Genomic DNA, 17,733 nt, shown 5'->3' with positions numbered 1-17,733 from the left:
CAGCACGATTCAACGACACATGAATTCCAAAACGATTCTCATCGCCGGGACTGCACTACTAGCCTGTGCGGCCGTGACGGCCACCGACGCCGATGCGGCTGATGCGGCTGATGGAGCGCGACCGAATATTATTTTTCTGCTGTCCGACGACCAGCGCTTCGACACGCTCGGTTCCATGGGAAATCCAATCATCCAGACCCCGCACCTGGATCAATTGGCGGCCGAGGGGGTATTGTTTCGCAATTCGTTTGCGACGACATCGATCTGTGCCACCAGCCGGGCGAGTTTTTTGACCGGTCAATATGCGCGGCGGCACGGCGTGCACGACTTTCGCACGATTTTGTCACCCGATGCCTTTGCCAACACCTATCCCATGTTGCTTCGCGAAAGCGGTTACCGAACCGCATTCATCGGCAAATGGGGTGTCGGTGGAAAACTTCCCGCAGAGAACTTCGATTACTGGGACGGATTCGCCGGTCAAGGCCGCTACTTCTATCCGGATGATCCGGTGCACATCACACAGAAACTGGAAGAGAGTGCGGTCAAGTTTTTGAAAACTGCCAAGGCGGATGAGCCGTTTTGTATGGCGATGAGTTTCAAAGCCGCCCACTGCCAAGATGGCGACCCCCATCCTTTTCAACCCGACCATCGCTACGATGCGCTCTACAACGACGTAACGATTCCCACGGTCCCCAAAACCGAAACGGCGGTGTTCGAGAATCTCCCCGAGTGGTTGCAAACCTCCGAGGGCCGCGTCCGTTGGCAGATCCGTTTTGCCACGCCCGAGATGTATCAAAAATCGGTCAAGGATTATTACCGGCTGATCACCGGCCTCGACCGCGTGGTGGGGACGATCGTCGCGCAATTGCGCGAGCAGAATTTGCTCGACAACACGGTGATCATCTACACCGCCGATCACGGGTTTTTCCTGGGCGAATACGGTCTGGCGGGTAAGTGGTTGATGTATGAGGAATCAATCCGCACGCCGCTGCTGATCTATGACCCGCGACTTTCCCAAGCAGCGCGTGGCAAGATCTATGATGAGATGGTGCTCAACATCGACATCGCGCCGACCATTGTCGAACTCGCCGGCGCGAAACGCCCCGAGACGATGCAGGGCGCGAGCCTCGTCCCGTTGCTCAATGGCGAGTCACCGGAATGGCGGGAGGAGTGGTTTTATGAGCATCTGTTTCCGCACAAACGGATTCCCAAATCCGAAGGGGTCCGCACCGCGCGTTGGAAGTACATCCGTTACGTCGAATCCGATCCGCTTCGCGAAGAATTGTACGACTTGCAAGCTGACCCGCAAGAACTAGACAACCTCGCCGGGAACGCACAACATCAATCCGCACTGACCGACATGCGGCAACGCTGGGAACGACTCCGGGAAGACCTCCGCTAGTGCTCAGCCGACACGTCATCACTCAGCATCATTGGGTGATGGCGAGCGATCCAGTACCCAATACAAGGCTCCGCCAGCGGCCAAGGTGCCCAGGCCGGCGATGGCAACGTTTGGCTCGCGATAGATCACCATTCCGACTATCCACAGCGTAAACAGAATGAACAACAGCGGCGTCAGCGGATATCCTGGCATACGAAACGCATCCGCTGGTTGGGGATGACGACGGCGTAAGACGAAAATCCCGCAGACAGCCAACGCGGAAAACAAGGACAGCGTAAATCCGACATAGGCCATCAGGATCTGCAAGTTGCCCACAATGATCATGATGACCGCTACGGCCGCTTGCACGAGCAGTGCAACGTGCGGACCACCTCGTCCGCGGCGTAAGGCGAACCAGCGTAATTGGCGAAAGTCCTGACCAACCGTTTCATAAACCCGCGATCCGGTCATGATCAGCGCGCCGGCCATCGAAACCAGTCCCAGCACGATCAGCAATGTCATCCAACGGGCCGCTTCGGTGCCGAATAAGCCGATGATTGCCGTATTGGCCACCGTTTCTACACCGGCCAATTCCGCGCGGGGGACCGCTGTCAAGTAGACGACGTTTAATCCTAAAAACAGCGCCGTTACGATCAACGTCCCCAGACACAAGGCGATCGGCAAATTGCGCCGCGGCTCTCGAATCTCCCCCGCCATGTAGGCCGCGGCATTCCAACCGGTATACGCATAGGAGATGAAAACCAAGCCAATCGCGAAACCGGGGGTCAGAATCGCTTCGAAAATGGGCCGCTTATCGCCGGTAATCCGCGACAGATCACCTTGCGACAATCCGGCAATGATCAAAACAGACAGCAAAACGACTTTAAAAATCGTAAACAGATTTTGAAAGCGGCTGCCGTGCGCTACGTGCAGTAGGTGAATCGATGTCAGCACCAGCACCAATTCGATCGCGATGCCGCTGTTCACCCATTCGAGAGATCGGGACGAGGTGTCGCCTAAAAGAAACGCCGCCATCTGCTGATAACCATCCGGGATGACCGTCTCCAGGTATTTCGCAAATGCCAGTGCGGTGGCCGCGATGGGTGCGCAGAATCCAACAATCAATGATACGAAAGCCGACATAAAGCCAATCGCCGGGTGAAACAACCGCGAGAGAATGTGATATTCACCCCCGTTGCGAGGCATGCACGCAGCCAATTCGGCATAGGCCCATGCGCCCAGCAAAGCGGCGATGCCTCCCAACACCCAGGCAAACAAAATCGCAGGCAGCGACGGAACGTCGCGGACCATGTAGCCCGTGGTGGTAAAAATACCCGTGCCGATCATGCTGGCAACGACCAACAACGTCGCCGTAACGACGCCCAACGTCCGCTGGGTTGGGTCGGGCTCGGGAGTGGCCGGTAGCATTAGACTTCCAGTCCTCGTTCCGTTCGAATCTCGCGCACACGGTCCAACACCGCATTCACCAATTCCCCGTTGCCGCGAATCGCGACGAATTCGCCCACATTGACCGCCAAGTTGATCGAAACCGTCAAAATCACAACCCAAAGATGCACCTGTGCCGCGTCGAGGCTGCCCCAGCCATCGAACTTGACCATAGAGGCCGGATCAGCGGCAACACCAGTGATCATCATGCCGATCAACAGCGCGAAGCAAACCGTCATCGCCGGATAAGCCGACCACTTGAGTTTCATGTTCCGCTCACGAAATTCCGGACCCAACTCATAAGCCGTGCAGGTCTCCTCCAACCAGCGGCCGGTACCCATGAAATAGGTCAGCAGCAGTGCATGGCAAAAGCAGCACAATAGGATCGCGAAGAGGCCGAATTTCATATGAAACGACACCGCATCCTGCGCAGCCATCTCGGTGGCATCGCCGATATTCCAGCCACGATAAATGGCATACCCCAATACGGCAGTCTGTACGGTCACCAAGGACAGAAAGATACGCGACACGATCAGCTTTTCGTTTGAAGAACGTGAGAGTGATTACAAAACGGATCTACAGATCCAATTCTAACGATTCGCGCCGTCACCGTACAGAATACCGGGTTCCGCTCGGCAAACGCTAAAAGGCGAATTGCCAACACTCCTGGATTGTCGAAAATTCGTGGGGACTACGAAAGACGAGAAACACACGAAAAATCACAGAAAAAACGACGAAGACCTGCGGCGCTGAAGTAGAGCTCAAATCAAAAATTGGCTCAAAAACGTAAGTTCTTTTTATGTCTTTCGTTTTTTTTATGGTTGCTTTTTAGGCCGTCTCCTCCGTCCAGATTCTTCTTTCCTCCGTTGTTTTTTGCTACAACCCCCAATCTATGTTAGGTTGATCACGTCTGAAGCCACCCGTGACTGTTCAACGGGACATCAACAGAAAGCGACACCGCAATGGCGTATTGGATCTTCGCCGGCTTGGGATTCTGTCTGCTTACCGTCGTCATCTACGATCTGTTGCAAACCAAGCATGCGATTCTCCGCAACTTTCCGGTGATCGGACATTTTCGCTACATCCTCGAAGCTGTCGGTCCGGAGTTGCGGCAATATATTGTGACCGACAACAACGAGGAGCGGCCTTTCTCTCGTGATCAGCGGCGTTGGGTGTATGCCTCTTCTAAACTTGCCAACAACTATTTCGGCTTCGGCACAGACAACGATCTTGAGACTCCGGCCAATCATTTGATCGTCAAGCAGGTGATGTTTCCGCTGCCCATTTATCACGGCTGCGATGCGGAATTTGATCCGAATTTTTCACTGCCCTGCGCCAAGGTTCTGGGAGGAAAGCGAGGCCGCAGACTGGCTTTTCGGCCGACGTCGGTGGTGAATATTTCGGCAATGAGTTTTGGATCGCTCAGCGCGCCGGCCATCGAAGCGCTGAATCGCGGTTCGCAGATTGCTGGTTGCCTGCACAACACCGGTGAGGGTGGCGTCTCGCGCTACCATCTGCATGGCGGCGAATTGATTTGGCAAATCGGCACCGGCTATTTCGGTTGTCGCGACGCACAGGGAAACTTTGACCTACAAATGTTCCTCGATACGGTGGCGGCCCATCCCATTCGGGCGATCGAAATCAAACTCAGCCAAGGGGCCAAACCGGGCCTGGGGGGCATGCTGCCGGCGGCCAAGATTTCTCGCGAAATCTCCGAGATCCGCGGTATTCCCATGGGGGTCGACTGCGCCAGCCCCAACAACCATCGCGCCTTTCACGATGTCGACAGCATGCTGGATTTCGTGGAACTCCTGGCCGATAAAACCGGCCTGCCTGTGGGTATCAAATCGGCTGTGGGGGAGCTTGCCTTTTGGCAGGAGTTGGCTAAAGCCATGTCGAATTCCGACCGCGGCGTTGATTTCATCACCGTCGATGGCGGTGAAGGCGGGACCGGTGCTGCGCCGCTCTCCTTCAGTGATCACGTCTCGTTGCCGTTTAAGCTTGGCATGAGCCGCGTGTATCGCACGTTCGCCGAATCCGGATTACACCAGGACATCGTTTTCATCGGCTCGGGAAAATTGGGACTGCCGGAAACGGCTTTATTTGCTTTTGCACTCGGTTGCGACTTGGTGAATGTGGGCCGCGAAGCCATGCTGTCGATCGGCTGCATTCAAGCACAACGCTGCCACACCGGCCATTGCCCGGCGGGAATCGCCACGCAAAACCGTTGGCTAATGCGCGGCCTGGACCCCACGTCGAAAGCGGCACGGATGGCAAACTATGTCGTCTCGCTCCGCAAGGAACTCACCCACCTCTCCCGCGCCTGCGGCGTCTGCCATCCCGCGTTGCTCACCTGTGACCACTTCGAAATCCTACACGGTAACTTCGGAGTGCCCTCAATGCAGGAGTTATATCACTACGAACCCAACTGGGGCCTCCCCAACCCACAAGACACGGAGGCGATCACACGCTTGGTGTTGGGGGACGTGCCGGCGAAGGCTTAATGCGGAAAACAACGCATGATCCCCCTGCTGCTTACGCACCAACTTTACGTCGTGGGATCGCTGCTTTCCGTCGGATGAAATTCCTCCCAGCGTTGCCAGGCGTAGGTCCATTCCATCCACATGCGCATGAACGACCACATCAGCCGCATTTTGACCAGTTGTTCGCCCTCTAGGCGGGCCTGTTGTTCCATGCTGGAGCGGACCGCATCGGCCAGATTCCAACGTTGGGCCAGTTCGTGTCCCACACCGTCGGAGGAGAGGTCGGGTAGGTTTACGTCCCCGTCGAGCACGAAGCCGGTCGCTTCGGCCATGACGAACAACTCGAACAGCCGTTCCCGGAACGGGTCGAGTTCCAGCGGTTTTTGTTCGAGTTCCGCCTCAAGAATCAAAGATTCGACGCGGTCGATAATATCACGGGCCAGTTGTTCACCAGCGGTTAATTGTTCGGGCATTTTATTAGTAGGCAGTAGGCAGTTACGAAATATTCGCCGATGAATTTAACGGTAGCGGCGTGTTTTCTTTTTGCCGCCGGCGAATAGTAAATATCCCATCACGCCGACAAACGCGAGGGTCAGGCCGCCAGCAATCAATAATGTTAAATTGCTGGAACCTGTGTTTGTTTCCGGGGCTGCAGCGGCGACCGCTGGGGAATCGGTTGGTGATGCGATTGCGACATCCTGTCCGCTCGTCGTCTCGGTTGTTAGTTCGGTGGTGGCGATGCTTACCGGAGGACGCAAGTCGGAGGGAGCCGTACGGCCGAGATCACTATGAATGTCCTTGTTGAGGGTGTTTAGCTTTGTCCACCAGGGGGTTTGACTGATGTTGGCGCCGGCATGCACCGTACTGGTAATATCCAACAGCGCCAATTCTAAATACCGCACTTGTTCATCGGTGGCCGATTGCGCGAGACCCAACCGTCGGCGGCATACGGCCAACCAGTATCGGCTCTCGGCGAACAGTTGAGCCAACTCTTGGTTTTTCTGAGCATCGCCTCCTTGCAGCATCGCCGTCAAGACTTTTTGTGACAAGGTCCCCCAACCCCAAATGATTTTATCGCCGCCGCCGGACGGTTTGACGCCGCCGATGGCTCCCTCCAGATGCTCTGCTGCATGGCTGGGGTCCACAAGGGCCCAATCGGTCATTAGCATGGCGGCCTCCATTTGGACGTCAATGGCTCGCGCGTTTTTGCTCAGGATCTGCATGATCAATTTCTGGGCTTGTTCATATTCCCCCTGTTGATGCAAGGCCCGCGCCAACCGCAATTGCCAGTTGGCCGCTTGTTTCCTTGTTACCAAGGTGGGGTCGGCTTCATATCGCTTTAAGGCATCGGTGAAAACGGCAGCCGACCGGGCGAATTTGTCGACCGCTTCGGGAGGTGGTGGAACTTTGCCGTTACTCAATCCTTGCCCCAAGTCATAATAGGTCAGACCGACCCAAGACAGCATTTGCAGGGTCTGGTTTTCACGTTCATACATGGCCGTGAGGAACTCTTCGAATGACTTCACAACGTCCGGCAAACGGGGGTCGTTGCGACTCCGCAAGCGCTCTACTTCCTCCTGTAATTGTTTGCCCAATTGCACGAGTTGGCCGGTCACCACTTCGCTACTTCCCAGAGTTTCTAATTCCTGCAAAACGGCTTGCGCTTTGTTGATGTCGCGCGTACCGACGTAGGCCCGCATCGCCTGTTGATAGGCGGCTGTGGCAAATTTGACGCTGGTCACACCTTGCTCCGGTCTCGGGGCGGTCGTGGCGACTTGCGGCAACACGGCGAATTGCTTTCCGGCCAGCAACTCCACAGCTGCGGGGAAATCGCCCGTCTCGTTATGAATCATGGACAATGTCAACTTGGCATAGGTCAGCGCGTCGGACGGTTTTTCATCGGGGGCCAAGCCTTCTTGCATCTTGGCGATGCCCACAACAAGGTGTTGCCGGGCTTGCTCCAACCATTGTTGCGTTGTTTTTTCATCCACCGGTTCGTTCTCGTCGGACGAGGCGGCTGAGACATAGGCATTCCAATAGGCCTGTCCCGCTTTCAACTGCGCGTCCAAATATTGATCCGCTGACTCGTCGACTTGATTGAAATTGTCAGCGGCTTTTTGATATTGCTTGAGCCGATTATAAAATTCCCCCAGCCGCACCCGCGCATCATCTGCCCTGGGCTGCTTCGGCCAATGGTTGGTAATCAGTTCCGCCATCGAGATCACCGGTTGCAGATCCACCGCAGCGATTTCGGCCGAGGCGTCCGGGGAGCGGTTGGCGTTGAAAGCCTCGATATGAGCGGTCATCGACAAAAATGCGGCGTCGAGTGCGACGCTGGGAGTTGCGTCTTTGTAGCGGCGTGCGATGAAATCTCCAATCACGGCTGCGTCATACTCATGGTCATCCATAAAGAAATAGGCGACCGCCAGCCAATACCGGGCTTGGTTGAGGTCCTCAATTTTCGTGGTCTGGTCGGACAACTGAATTGCCAAGTTCAGTATCCGAACCGCCTCAGTGACTGATTCGGCACGTTCTTGTTTTGTGGCTTCGATTGCGGTCTCGTCATTCGAATTTTGGGCCTCTCGAAACTTTTCATTCAATGTGCCGATAAGTGTGACCAAGGACCGCCCCTCCATAAAGGCGACGTCAAATTCCTCGGGATCGGTATTTGCTATTTTTAAAAGCCCCTGAATGACCCGTTCTTTCTCTGAGGCCATTTCGCGTAATTCAGCCGAACGTGATTTGATGAACGTCAGGTCAGACCGCGTTGGACGGAGCAATTTCCCCTTTTCCTTTTCATCGGTGCCTTCAACTGCCGCCAATGCTTCGCGGGCGAGAATCCGTTCCCATAGAATCCCCAGGTGATCGCGGGATCCGTATCTGACCCGCTCGCGTTGATTGAGCCATTCGTCGGCCTCAATGATGACCAGTGCATGGTCATTACGGGAATTGAGGCAGACCATACGAAATCGCTGAACGGCATCTTTGAGTTGGGCCAGCGTTTCATTCGTGCCGGGGTGCCCCAGCAGTTCCTTATAGATCCCCAACGCTTGTGAGGTATTCCCCAATTCTTCGTAGCACTTGCCCTGCCACATCCGTGAATACAAACCCACTATCAAACTGCGGTAGGCATTGTGAATCTCTTCGAATTGTGCGGCCGCTTGTTGCAGTAGCTTTTTATTCTCATCCGATCCAGGGTCGAAGGTTTCGGATTCATAGAATGTGACGTGAGCCAAATTGAATTGAGCCTGCAGATAATTCTTCTCGACTGCGCGTCGTTCCGCAAACAGTTTGGGGGACTTCTGCTGATCAATATGCGTGTCAAATTTTTCAAAGGCCGCTTTATGCTGGGCCTCCGCTTTGGTGAAAACCTCCCGGGCTTTCTGGAAATACTCTCGGGCCGACTTGCGCAATTCCGATTTGCGCCGCAAATTGGCCGGCGAGCGGGATTGAAACACATCCACACGCCCTTTTTGCACATACACCTGCCCCAATTCACTGTTCGCCTGAGCCGCGCGTTCATGGTCCGGATTTGCCTGGAGAAACCGTGACAATTCCGCACTGGCCAAATCCAACTGGGCGTGTTGTTCGGCCGCTGCCGTCGATTGGCGGACATCTTCCAACAAGATCAACGCTTTTTCCAACGGCAGCACTTGGCGCAACTCATCCGAGAGGTCCTGCCGAGCCTCCAATTGCTCCAAATACAACAGGGCATAATCATAATATGCTCTCTCTCGCAGCGCGCCCAAAAACTCCAAACGTCGATCCACCACACGATCCTCGGCCGCGGCCACGGCTGTGAGTAACAGCGATATCGAGATGAGCCAAGCGAGTTTCATATTCACATCCCACGATCAACAAAAATTCGCGATAAATTGCGACAAACCAACTCCCCCCAGAATATAGCCCGCCACCGCTCATCGCAACTCGTCACCAGCAGAGGGGGGCATTTGCTGCACGTTGTGGCGGATTGCGGATTTCGCATCGTGCGGCGTTCGCCTATAATAGGCAATACGGTATTTTTGCCCACGTCTTCACGCGGATATTGACGATCGCATGCGATTTCACAAAACCGAAGGCCCCACACCCTATTTCAATGCCCGTGATCAACGTCGGTTGTTGTTGATGGTGGCCACATTAGGGGCTGTCGTCATGGGTTTCCAATTCGCCGCCCAGCCTGAATCGTGGTACTGGTTGACCGGTCCACCGGTCGATGCACAGTCTTCCGCCGCTAATCCTCCCGAAAAGCCAATCGACGCGCGACTCAATCCCGAAGCGGATGCGGTGCCACCCGGCGGATTTCGTGTGGCTGAACCGCTTCCCGCCAACCCGCCGGAGGAAAATCCGCAACTAGTCGACGACGACGACCCCACGCGCCTCGACCCAGCGCTGCTTTCCAACCTTTACGACAACAAACTGGGCATTCGCAATGCCGAACAAGGCGCGTACTACAAAATCCTGGCGCAGGCCCGGGATCTACCGGAACAACAATTGGAGTCCGCCGCGGCTGATGACGTGACATTCGCTCAGATGTTCACGGATCCAGATGATTACCGCGGGCGATTGGTCACCATTCATGGCCGCATTAAACAGTTGACACCGATGCAGGCGGTCAAAAACGATTTCGGTATCGAGACGGTTTACGAAGCGTGGATGCTTACGCCCGACTCGGGGACCAACCCTGTGCTGATGCATTTCACGAAAATCCCCGAGGGGATTCCCACCGGCACCAAGTTGGACCTGGATTGCCGCTTCACTGGATACTTCTTTAAGAAGTATGCTTTTGTCGCTCAGCACGGCCCGCATTCGACCACCATGCTGCTGGGCAAAGAATTGCGTTGGACACCGCCGCAATCTATCGCCCCCGAGTTGGGACTGGCCCCTTACATTCTGGGCATCGTCGTCCTGATGGGTGTTGTGCTGGCGGCTTTGTTTTGGCGCTATTCAGCCGGGGACCGTCGCTTTCGCCGCACACTACTGGATCGCATGCAACATGCGTCGCACGGGCCGCTCTCTGATTTGGATGCGGCCTCATTGAATGAACTGCAACCGGCGAACGAGGAGGAAGCGTCCAACTCCGACCCATGATGCATGTCGGGTATTTCGCCCCCGTTAGGCGGCGTAATCCCATTCCTCAAAGCTTCTTTGCCAGGCCTGAGCGATGGTGGCCCGGAGTCCCGGTTCCAGGTCGGGATGCGCGTTTTTCTGGTAATTTGCAATCCCGTTGACGTAGGCCTGCATGTCTGCTTTGACTCCGTTGAAGTCGGGCAAGTTGAGTTGGGCGTATGCTTTTTCAATCTCGCCGTAGGGATCCGCATCGAGCTCTTCGTAGGACAACTCGTGGAATTGCCCCTCGGGAATCAGCGAGCGCTCTTCGAAGAATACGTCGTACAGCTCTTTGTAGCGACGGATCAAATAATCGTCGAGCGCGGCAAAATCCCGCACTTGTAAGCGATGCCAACGATCCCAACCTGTGATCAGACCGCGTGTCGAACGGAAGACACTATACGGCTCGCGGTGGATGTGGATGAACTTTGCGTCAGGAAACATCTCGAGCAGAAGTTTAATCCGGCAGGTGTGCGAAGGCGACTTGAGCACCAACGGCTTCTGGTACTTCCAGGTCAGTTTTTTTAGAAACAACATCAATGCCGCCCGCCATTGCGCCAATTCTTCAGCCGGGACGTCGCGCATCGTCAAATAACGGTTGTTCTCTTCTTCCGCATGGGGAAACGCCATGCTGGTGTAATTTGAGAAATGTGTTGAGACACACAGCGCAAACTCGTCCTCGTAGGGCACGTCAAACGCAAGCTTCACATTGTCGACAAAGCGTTTCTCTGGAACGATCGCTTTAAACATATTTGTGATGGTCGACTCGGTCGAGAGAAACGAGTGCGGATACAAGACCTGATAAAAATTGGGGTAGGCAAACCGTTTGTCGACGCACATTAAATTGTGCAGATGCGTGGTGCCGCTCCGCCAATGGCCTAGCACGAAGATCGGCGGTTGCACCTCGACATCGCGGACCTTCGAGGAGTACCGCAGGCTTTCATAATAACTGCATGCGGTCGTGGCGGCGGAGATCGCCGTGATGGCTCCGGCACGCAACATACATTGCGGCGCAATTGAAAAACCGTTCGCCCACAACAACTTCATCCAATGCCCTAGGGTGGTGCCCCCGAACAATCCTGGACCAAGTTGAATGATTAAATTATCTCGCAAAGACGACATAGCGGTTTTGATTGCTTCCTATTGAATTCGCGCCGGCATCACCGGTAGCGGGATCGTATGGTGAGGAACGAAATCGTGACGGTGTGCAATTGCGTCAGTTTTTGGTTGTCGCACTCTGCACGCACGGGGCAATTTCCGAACGGTCGACGCCGTTCACGGAGCACTCGTTCACAGTCTATTATAGACGTCGCCGCCCGTTTTTCGACCGTATAAGACGGATTCTGCCACAAAGATCAGCAACACCGCTAACGTTCGCACTGCTTCGGCAAAACAGGCAGAATTGACAGCCTACCCTAAGTCAACGAATCATCGGGCATGCTCCACATCAATCACCTCGAGCTTGATTTTCGCCAATGCAGTCATCATCGGCAATAATGCCGTAATGGGAGCACCTGCATCATCCGCCATGCTGGTTTCTGACAACTTAATGTGCCCGCCGCCGATACCACCGGCACCCAACGTTGCGTCCAGAGGAATCCAATGCCCCGCCACGTAGACCTCAGTCCACATGTGGCCTCCGAAGCTGCTCAGCCGGTCAACATAGACCAATCCGGCCGCAATGCGTGAGGGAATTCCCACCGCACGGGCCATCGCTGCCAACAGGACCGCATGCTCGGTACAGTCCCCTTCGAGATTCGCCGCCACTTCAGCGGCGGAGGCCATAGCTGTCGAAAAGTTCTTTTTTGTTAACTTTTGATGTACGTATTGTTCCAGTAGCAACGCCTTCTTCCAGGCATCCTGTTCGTCTCCGACGGCGAGGCGAGCATGCTTCATCACAGTGGGGTCATCGCTTTGTAGAAACGGCGTCGGATGCGTGTAAGCATCGTCCACCGCCGCTGCCTCAGAATCGTCTGACTTAGGCGTTGCAGCTTGGGTAACGGTCAGAGTCACCACTTCAGGATTTGACGTTTTTTCAATGTTCTGCGTTTCACCGGCAACGAGGAATTGTGCCGGATCCTCCCCAGGCATTGTGATGGAGTAGACGACTTTGCTCGCCTGGTGCGCGTTTTTGATCCGCGATACTTTGACTAACGTGCTGATCCCCAAGTCCAACTCGTCTCCCGCCAGTTCTTTCAGGGCTGCTGCCTTCTCAACGCGAAACATCGACATCGTCAGTCCTGCGATGGGCAATGTTGTCCGCAGTGTTGCACCGTCTTCGTCCAGGTAGGAGGCGGAGGTGATTTTTACTCCTCCGGGCAGGGTCATCGTGCTGTTGACTTTCAACAGGGAATGCAGCTCTCCATCCAGCAACTTCACTTTTTCCTCGCCGATTGCCGTGATGTCGACCGTCGAGAATTGAAGTGAATCGGGGGCGAAGACTTTAATTGTCTGCGTTTCGCCCGGTTTCAGCGGTTCTTCTTCGAGCAGCCGTTGTTGGAAAGCAGGGGATTTCGCCTCGGGATCCCAGGCGACTTTTTTATGCGATTTCTTTCCAGCGATCTCGGTTGTAATGTCGAGGCGGTCGCCGGAACGTATTCCGGTGGACGTCATGCTTGAGAAGGGAGGGTTGTTCATGCTCATTGAGAAGGAAACCACATCCCCATCGGCCGTTTCTTCATAGGTTTCCAACATCGTGATTTTCAACGCTTGTCCAAAACGTTTGATGACCATATGCATTTCGGTTTCGCTGCGAATCAACTTCTGCCCATCGCGCATGACCGGCATGGTTGTCGATCGCGCGTAGCCCACGCGCGAATCGCCGAGATAGATGACGTCCCACGATTCCTCTTTAGCCGTAGGGGTGGACGTTTCTTCGGCCCAGGTCGGCGCCGCAAGAAGCAACGCCATCAAGCCGAGCAGTTTCCATAGGATCGGCCGGTATCGAATTGAACGCATAGGTCGAGGCCATTTCTGAAATGGTCAGGGGATTCCCACAACCGGTTGGAATGCAGCCGTTACTGCCGTGTTTAGACGCGCCGTACGATAATATAATTTCCTTCGGCGGAGACGACTTCGATCTCACTGCCGGCATCGATGTAAGGCCCGTCGCTGACGACGTCGATGAACTCGTCATCAATTTTCGCTTTGCCCGCCGGCCGCAGGACAGTCGTCGCGACCCCGGTGCGGCCCACCAATCGTGCTGTCCCAGCACCAACAAGATCCGGCGCCAATTGCGGTTGCCCGGCATTTTCAGCGCCAGGGGGCGTGAGGACCAATTGGTCGAACAGCGGCATTTTGGGCAAAAACCGATTCAGCACCGCAGCAATCACCACTACGCCGACAATGGCACCTGCCAGCGAGATCACGGAGCGTTCCAGGATTTTGTAGTCCATCGAGGATTGCGGAATGACAAATGTCTGGCTGGCTAATATCAGCGAGGCGATCATCAACAGCCCGCCGGAAACGCCAAAGACCGTCAAGCCGGGGATCACAAACAACTCGATTCCGATGCAGATGATCCCGCACAAAAAGAGCACGACCTCCAACCAACCGGCGGTGCCGCCCAGATAACTGGCCCAGAAAAACAACGCAAAACAGACCCCCGCACCGATGCCAAACAGTCCGCTTGGGACATGCAATTCGATATACACGCCAATAATCCCCAGCACGATCAGCAGCAACTTAACACCTGGCTCGTTGAGTATAAAGACCAGGGAATCAACCCAGGTGCGTCCGACTGCCTGTAACGAAACCTCCGGCGGAATCGAAAGCCGTTCACGCAGCTCCTCCTGATCGGCCACCGGCGCTTCGGCAATCAACAATTCTTCAGCGCGTTCGCCGTTGATGGTGAGCAGTTGATCGTTGCGGGTTTCGGGGACAATGGCTCCCTTGATCCATTCGTCTCCTTTGGCGTGAATCTCGTCCTCGGTCATGTACCAGACGCGGCCTGTATCGCGATGTTTGACTTGGAAGACTTCGGTTTCCTTGATCGTCATCGCCAAGGCCAACGCTTCCGGCCGATTGTTTTTGCGGGCCAGGTCTTGCAAGTTTTCTTTGAGCGGTCCCAACAGCTTCTCGGGGACCCATTGAAATTTGCCTTCCGGCCCCACTTCATGGATTGCGCCGGCATCCCCAATTTTTGCGTCGGGATGCAAATAGATTTCGTCGCATCCCAAGGCAACGATGGCAGCGCCGCTGTAGGCCATTTTGGGGACGTAGGCCACGGTGCGCACCTCTTGGCTGTCAAGATCGGCGATCGTGTTGGCGATCTCCTGACTCGAATGCGCGAATCCTCCCGGCGAATCGATTTCAAAAATGATCAAATTTGCCCCTTCCGCGACCGCCTGCTCGATGTGACGTACCACAAAACCTTGCAGGATCGGTTCGATCATGTCGTCGATGCGAATCACGCGCACGACCGGGGCATCGCCGCCGGCGGGGTCTTCGCGCATGGCTTGGCGGGGCAGGCCGTACAATTCGGCCACATCCGATTTGTCCTGTGCCACGGCTGAAACCAAATACCCACCGTGGGCAGCTTGGCTGCCGGTGAAGGTTCCGGCTCGACCTGGATTTTTGACCGTTTCATGTTGGGGGATCGCCACCCGCTCGACACGTTGTAAACGTTCGAATTCATCGGGCAACACCAACCGCGTTTCGGTGGCGTCGTTGGGGGGCTCGCCGGATTGAATCTGCACTTGGATGACTTCGACTTGCGGGTCGGTCATCCCCATTGCCAACGCTGAACTGAGCTTGTTGTTGTGTCGGCGATTGACCAGATTCACGACGAAATTTTGTTCATCCGGATCGAGCGATTTGCCCAACCCGATATTTCCCAGCGCAGCATCGGGATGCATCACAATGTCATTGCAGGCCAATGCGGCGACGACATTGTTTCCTGAAACGTCTTGCGGAATCCAGGCGACTTTGCGCAGTCCGGGAAGGTCTTTGGAGAGAAAATTGGCCAAACCCTGCACATTATGGAATTGGCTGGTTCCCTTGGTGATTTCCAACACCAAGACCCCTTTGCGGCCTTCTTGTTGAGCGCGGTTTTGCAGCGCCAGGCCCATCCGTTTCACGCGGCCGATTGCCGCATCGTCGATGGTCCCATCCAGCGTGATGAATTGCCCGATGGCGGCGGCTTGCGGTTTGGCTTGGGCGACATCCGCCTGACCCAGTGCTGCTGAAACGGGGAGAAATGCCGCGAAAGCGCCGAATAGCCACGCTGCCCGCCGACAGCGTTCCCGGTCAATGCACATTTGTTCCATAGCCACACATTCCGTTTCCCACGAGATGTTATCGATTCTCCACCGTCGGCAATCGTCACAAATGCTTGCGCATCCTCAATTCCGCACCCGTTGCGCGGTGCCGCAGCGGACCCCTCAATTATAGGGCTATAGAACCTGCCGTCAATTTCTGCAGCATACGATTGGGCATTCCCAGCGATTCCATTCGCTCCGAACACGGAATTTTGAGTTGCGAAATTGGCTCCTGAATGACTGATTTCGATCCATTAAAACCCACTATGGTGGGTCGTAGCCGCCGGGGTGGAAGGGATGGCAGCGGGCGATGCGTTTGATTCCCTTCCAGGCACCGACGATTACCCCGTATTTTCGTACCGCCTCAATCATGTATTGACTGCACGAGGGGTGGAAGCGGCACGTTTGACCGAGTAGCGGGCTGAGCGTCAATTGATACAGCCGCACCAAGCCGATCAGGCCCCAGCCGGGCAAAGCCGCCACCTGTTTCCAGAACCCGCTTTGTTTGCTGTTGTCTGCCAATTGCAACGAAGCCCATACCAAATCGAGATGTCTTGGAAACCTAGAACCCGTTTCAAAACCCGGTGACGCTTGTTCTCGAAACGTTCAGATCAGCGTCAGTGAGACGCGTCAGAGGGTTTTGAAACGACTTGTAAACAGATCCGTGCGGCCTTTTATGTCGACCTTGTTGGAATCCGTTTCGCCAACCGCCGAGCGATCCGCCGTAATGAACCGCCGTAGTCCGCCAGCGTGCTCTTGGCTCCTTGCCGAGGAATCAGTATCAAGTCCAAACCGGTGGGTAAATCATGTTGATTCAACCGGAATGCCTCGCGCAGTAAGCGTTTGATCCGCGACCGCCGGACAGCATTGCCATGTTTTTTAGAGACACTCAGCCCGATGCGGGTCTGCCCCAGGTCGTTGGCAGCGGCAAAGATTAACAAGTGATTATCCCCAGCGCGCTGCTTCAGATCGTACACCCGTGTGAAGTCTGAGGAACTCCGCAAATGCTGTTGCTTGCGGAATGAATAACGGCGGGTGATGGGCATGTGTTGGTGAGTGGCTCGTGGCCGGTGGTCAGTGGCCAGATATAAAGTCGGCAGCGTATTCGGTTGACCTTACCACAATCAGGCTGGCGTTGGCCACGATTGGCTGGTCAAATTATCAGGCAATCACGCGTTGTGGATTTGACCGTCGCGAATCGTCAGCACCAAGTCAGCGGGGTCGATGAAACTGCGGTCGTGCGTGACGATCACGATCGTCGATTGTTGTTCGTTGCACAATTCACGGAGATGTCGATAAATCTCCGCGCCGCTTTCACTGTCCAATTCTCCCGTCGGCTCATCGGCTAAGACCAACAGCGGCCGTTTGAGCAGCGCGCGGGCGATTGCCACGCGTTGTTGTTCCCCTCCCGAAAGTTGATTCGGGCGATGTTCCAAGCGATCGCCCAATCCCACCCGTTTGAGCAATCGCACTGCATCCTCGCGCCGTTGGGCGGAGATGCCACCCGGTAAAAAAGGTACCAGTACGTTGTCGACCGCATTCAGGTTGTTGAGCAGATTGAAGTTTTGAAAAATGAATCCCACGTCATCTCGACGAAAGGCATTCCGCTGCCGCGCAGAGAGCGCTGACAAGACCCGCCCATTCACAGAAATCTCGCCCGACGCCGGTTCATCCAACGCACCGAGCAAATATAATAAACTACTCTTCCCGCTACCCGACGGCCCCACGATGAACGTAAACGCCCCGGCGGGAATATCACACGACACCCCCCGCAGCGCATGCACCACAGTTTCACCCGCCAGGTAATCTTGCCGGACGTCCCGAATCTCAATCATATCCACTCACGTCCCTACGCATGTCCCGGTGCTAATAGCCACAGATTGAACACAGATCAAACACAGATTTTGTCGCGTTCGTTTTTATACCGCGGAGATTAACAAGGCCCTAGGCTATAGACCGTAGACTGTAGGAAATGCATTGGCCACTCAATCCTAAAGCCTACGGTCTAAAGCCTACAGCCTATTCCCTCCGTGCCTCCGTGTGATCAATAATTCACGCC

The 17,733-nt window shown here is 55.2% G+C and carries 13 protein-coding genes; 3 read left to right on the top strand and 10 right to left on the bottom strand.

The window, feature by feature from the left end; genetic code table 11:
• Positions 1 to 19 precede the first annotated feature (19 nt).
• Positions 20 to 1,402, top strand: coding sequence for a sulfatase family protein (locus CA54_RS05305; RefSeq protein ID WP_146369799.1), 1,383 nt, complete (start codon positions 20 to 22; stop codon positions 1,400 to 1,402).
• An 18-nt stretch (positions 1,403 to 1,420) separates the two neighbouring features.
• Here CA54_RS05305 and CA54_RS05300 read toward each other — a convergent pair whose 3' ends face one another.
• A complete protein-coding gene (locus CA54_RS05300; RefSeq protein ID WP_146369798.1) occupies positions 1,421 to 2,809 on the bottom strand; it encodes an APC family permease in 1,389 nt (462 codons plus the stop codon).
• Complete coding sequence (locus CA54_RS05295; RefSeq protein ID WP_146369797.1) at positions 2,809 to 3,357, bottom strand: hypothetical protein; 549 nt, start codon at positions 3,355 to 3,357, stop codon at positions 2,809 to 2,811. Before CA54_RS05295 ends, CA54_RS05300 begins: the two co-directional genes overlap by 1 nt.
• Positions 3,358 to 3,789: 432 nt before the next feature.
• Here CA54_RS05295 and CA54_RS05290 point away from each other — a divergent pair, with 432 nt between their 5' ends.
• Positions 3,790 to 5,331 (top strand): FMN-binding glutamate synthase family protein, encoded by a 1,542-nt coding sequence (locus CA54_RS05290; protein ID WP_146369796.1) that lies wholly within the window; start codon positions 3,790 to 3,792, stop codon positions 5,329 to 5,331.
• 44 nt (positions 5,332 to 5,375) lie between these two features.
• Here the strand turns inward: CA54_RS05290 and CA54_RS05285 are convergent, their stop codons facing one another.
• Entirely contained in the window at positions 5,376 to 5,783 is a 408-nt protein-coding gene (locus CA54_RS05285) for a hypothetical protein (RefSeq protein WP_146369795.1), read from the bottom strand.
• 45 nt (positions 5,784 to 5,828) lie between these two features.
• The gene (locus CA54_RS05280) at positions 5,829 to 9,149 is read right to left on the bottom strand and encodes a hypothetical protein (protein ID WP_146369794.1); all 3,321 of its coding nucleotides are present in this window, start codon (positions 9,147 to 9,149) and stop codon (positions 5,829 to 5,831) included.
• 217 nt (positions 9,150 to 9,366) lie between these two features.
• Between CA54_RS05280 and CA54_RS05275 the strand changes: the two genes are divergently transcribed.
• Positions 9,367 to 10,398 (top strand): hypothetical protein, encoded by a 1,032-nt coding sequence (locus tag CA54_RS05275; protein WP_146369793.1) that lies wholly within the window; start codon positions 9,367 to 9,369, stop codon positions 10,396 to 10,398.
• Positions 10,399 to 10,422: 24 nt separating this feature from the next.
• Here the strand turns inward: CA54_RS05275 and CA54_RS05270 are convergent, their stop codons facing one another.
• The 6 genes from CA54_RS05270 to CA54_RS05245 all read right to left on the bottom strand — a co-directional run bounded on the left by CA54_RS05270 (position 10,423) and on the right by CA54_RS05245 (position 17,509).
• Positions 10,423 to 11,538, bottom strand: coding sequence for a sulfotransferase family protein (locus CA54_RS05270; protein WP_146369792.1), 1,116 nt, complete (start codon positions 11,536 to 11,538; stop codon positions 10,423 to 10,425).
• A 306-nt stretch (positions 11,539 to 11,844) separates the two neighbouring features.
• Positions 11,845 to 13,374, bottom strand: coding sequence for a transglutaminase-like domain-containing protein (locus tag CA54_RS05265; RefSeq protein WP_146369791.1), 1,530 nt, complete (start codon positions 13,372 to 13,374; stop codon positions 11,845 to 11,847).
• A 71-nt stretch (positions 13,375 to 13,445) separates the two neighbouring features.
• Positions 13,446 to 15,683, bottom strand: a complete 2,238-nt coding sequence (locus tag CA54_RS05260; RefSeq protein WP_146369790.1) for an NfeD family protein — start codon at positions 15,681 to 15,683, stop codon at positions 13,446 to 13,448.
• 255 nt (positions 15,684 to 15,938) lie between these two features.
• A complete protein-coding gene (gene yidD / locus CA54_RS05255; protein WP_146372277.1) occupies positions 15,939 to 16,157 on the bottom strand; it encodes a membrane protein insertion efficiency factor YidD in 219 nt (72 codons plus the stop codon).
• A 191-nt stretch (positions 16,158 to 16,348) separates the two neighbouring features.
• On the bottom strand, positions 16,349 to 16,720 hold the full coding sequence (rnpA, locus tag CA54_RS05250) for a ribonuclease P protein component (RefSeq protein WP_146369789.1): 372 nt from the start codon (positions 16,718 to 16,720) through the stop codon (positions 16,349 to 16,351).
• 123 nt (positions 16,721 to 16,843) lie between these two features.
• Positions 16,844 to 17,509: an ABC transporter ATP-binding protein gene (locus tag CA54_RS05245; protein ID WP_146369788.1), complete on the bottom strand. Its 666-nt coding sequence runs from the start codon at positions 17,507 to 17,509 to the stop codon at positions 16,844 to 16,846.
• Positions 17,510 to 17,733: the final 224 nt, after the last annotated feature.

The sequence above is a fragment of the Symmachiella macrocystis genome, assembly GCF_007860075.1.
GTDB lineage: Bacteria > Planctomycetota > Planctomycetia > Planctomycetales > Planctomycetaceae > Symmachiella > Symmachiella macrocystis.
Note: the sequence above shows the minus strand (reverse complement) of the source record. Positions and strands in the feature narration are given on the sequence as shown.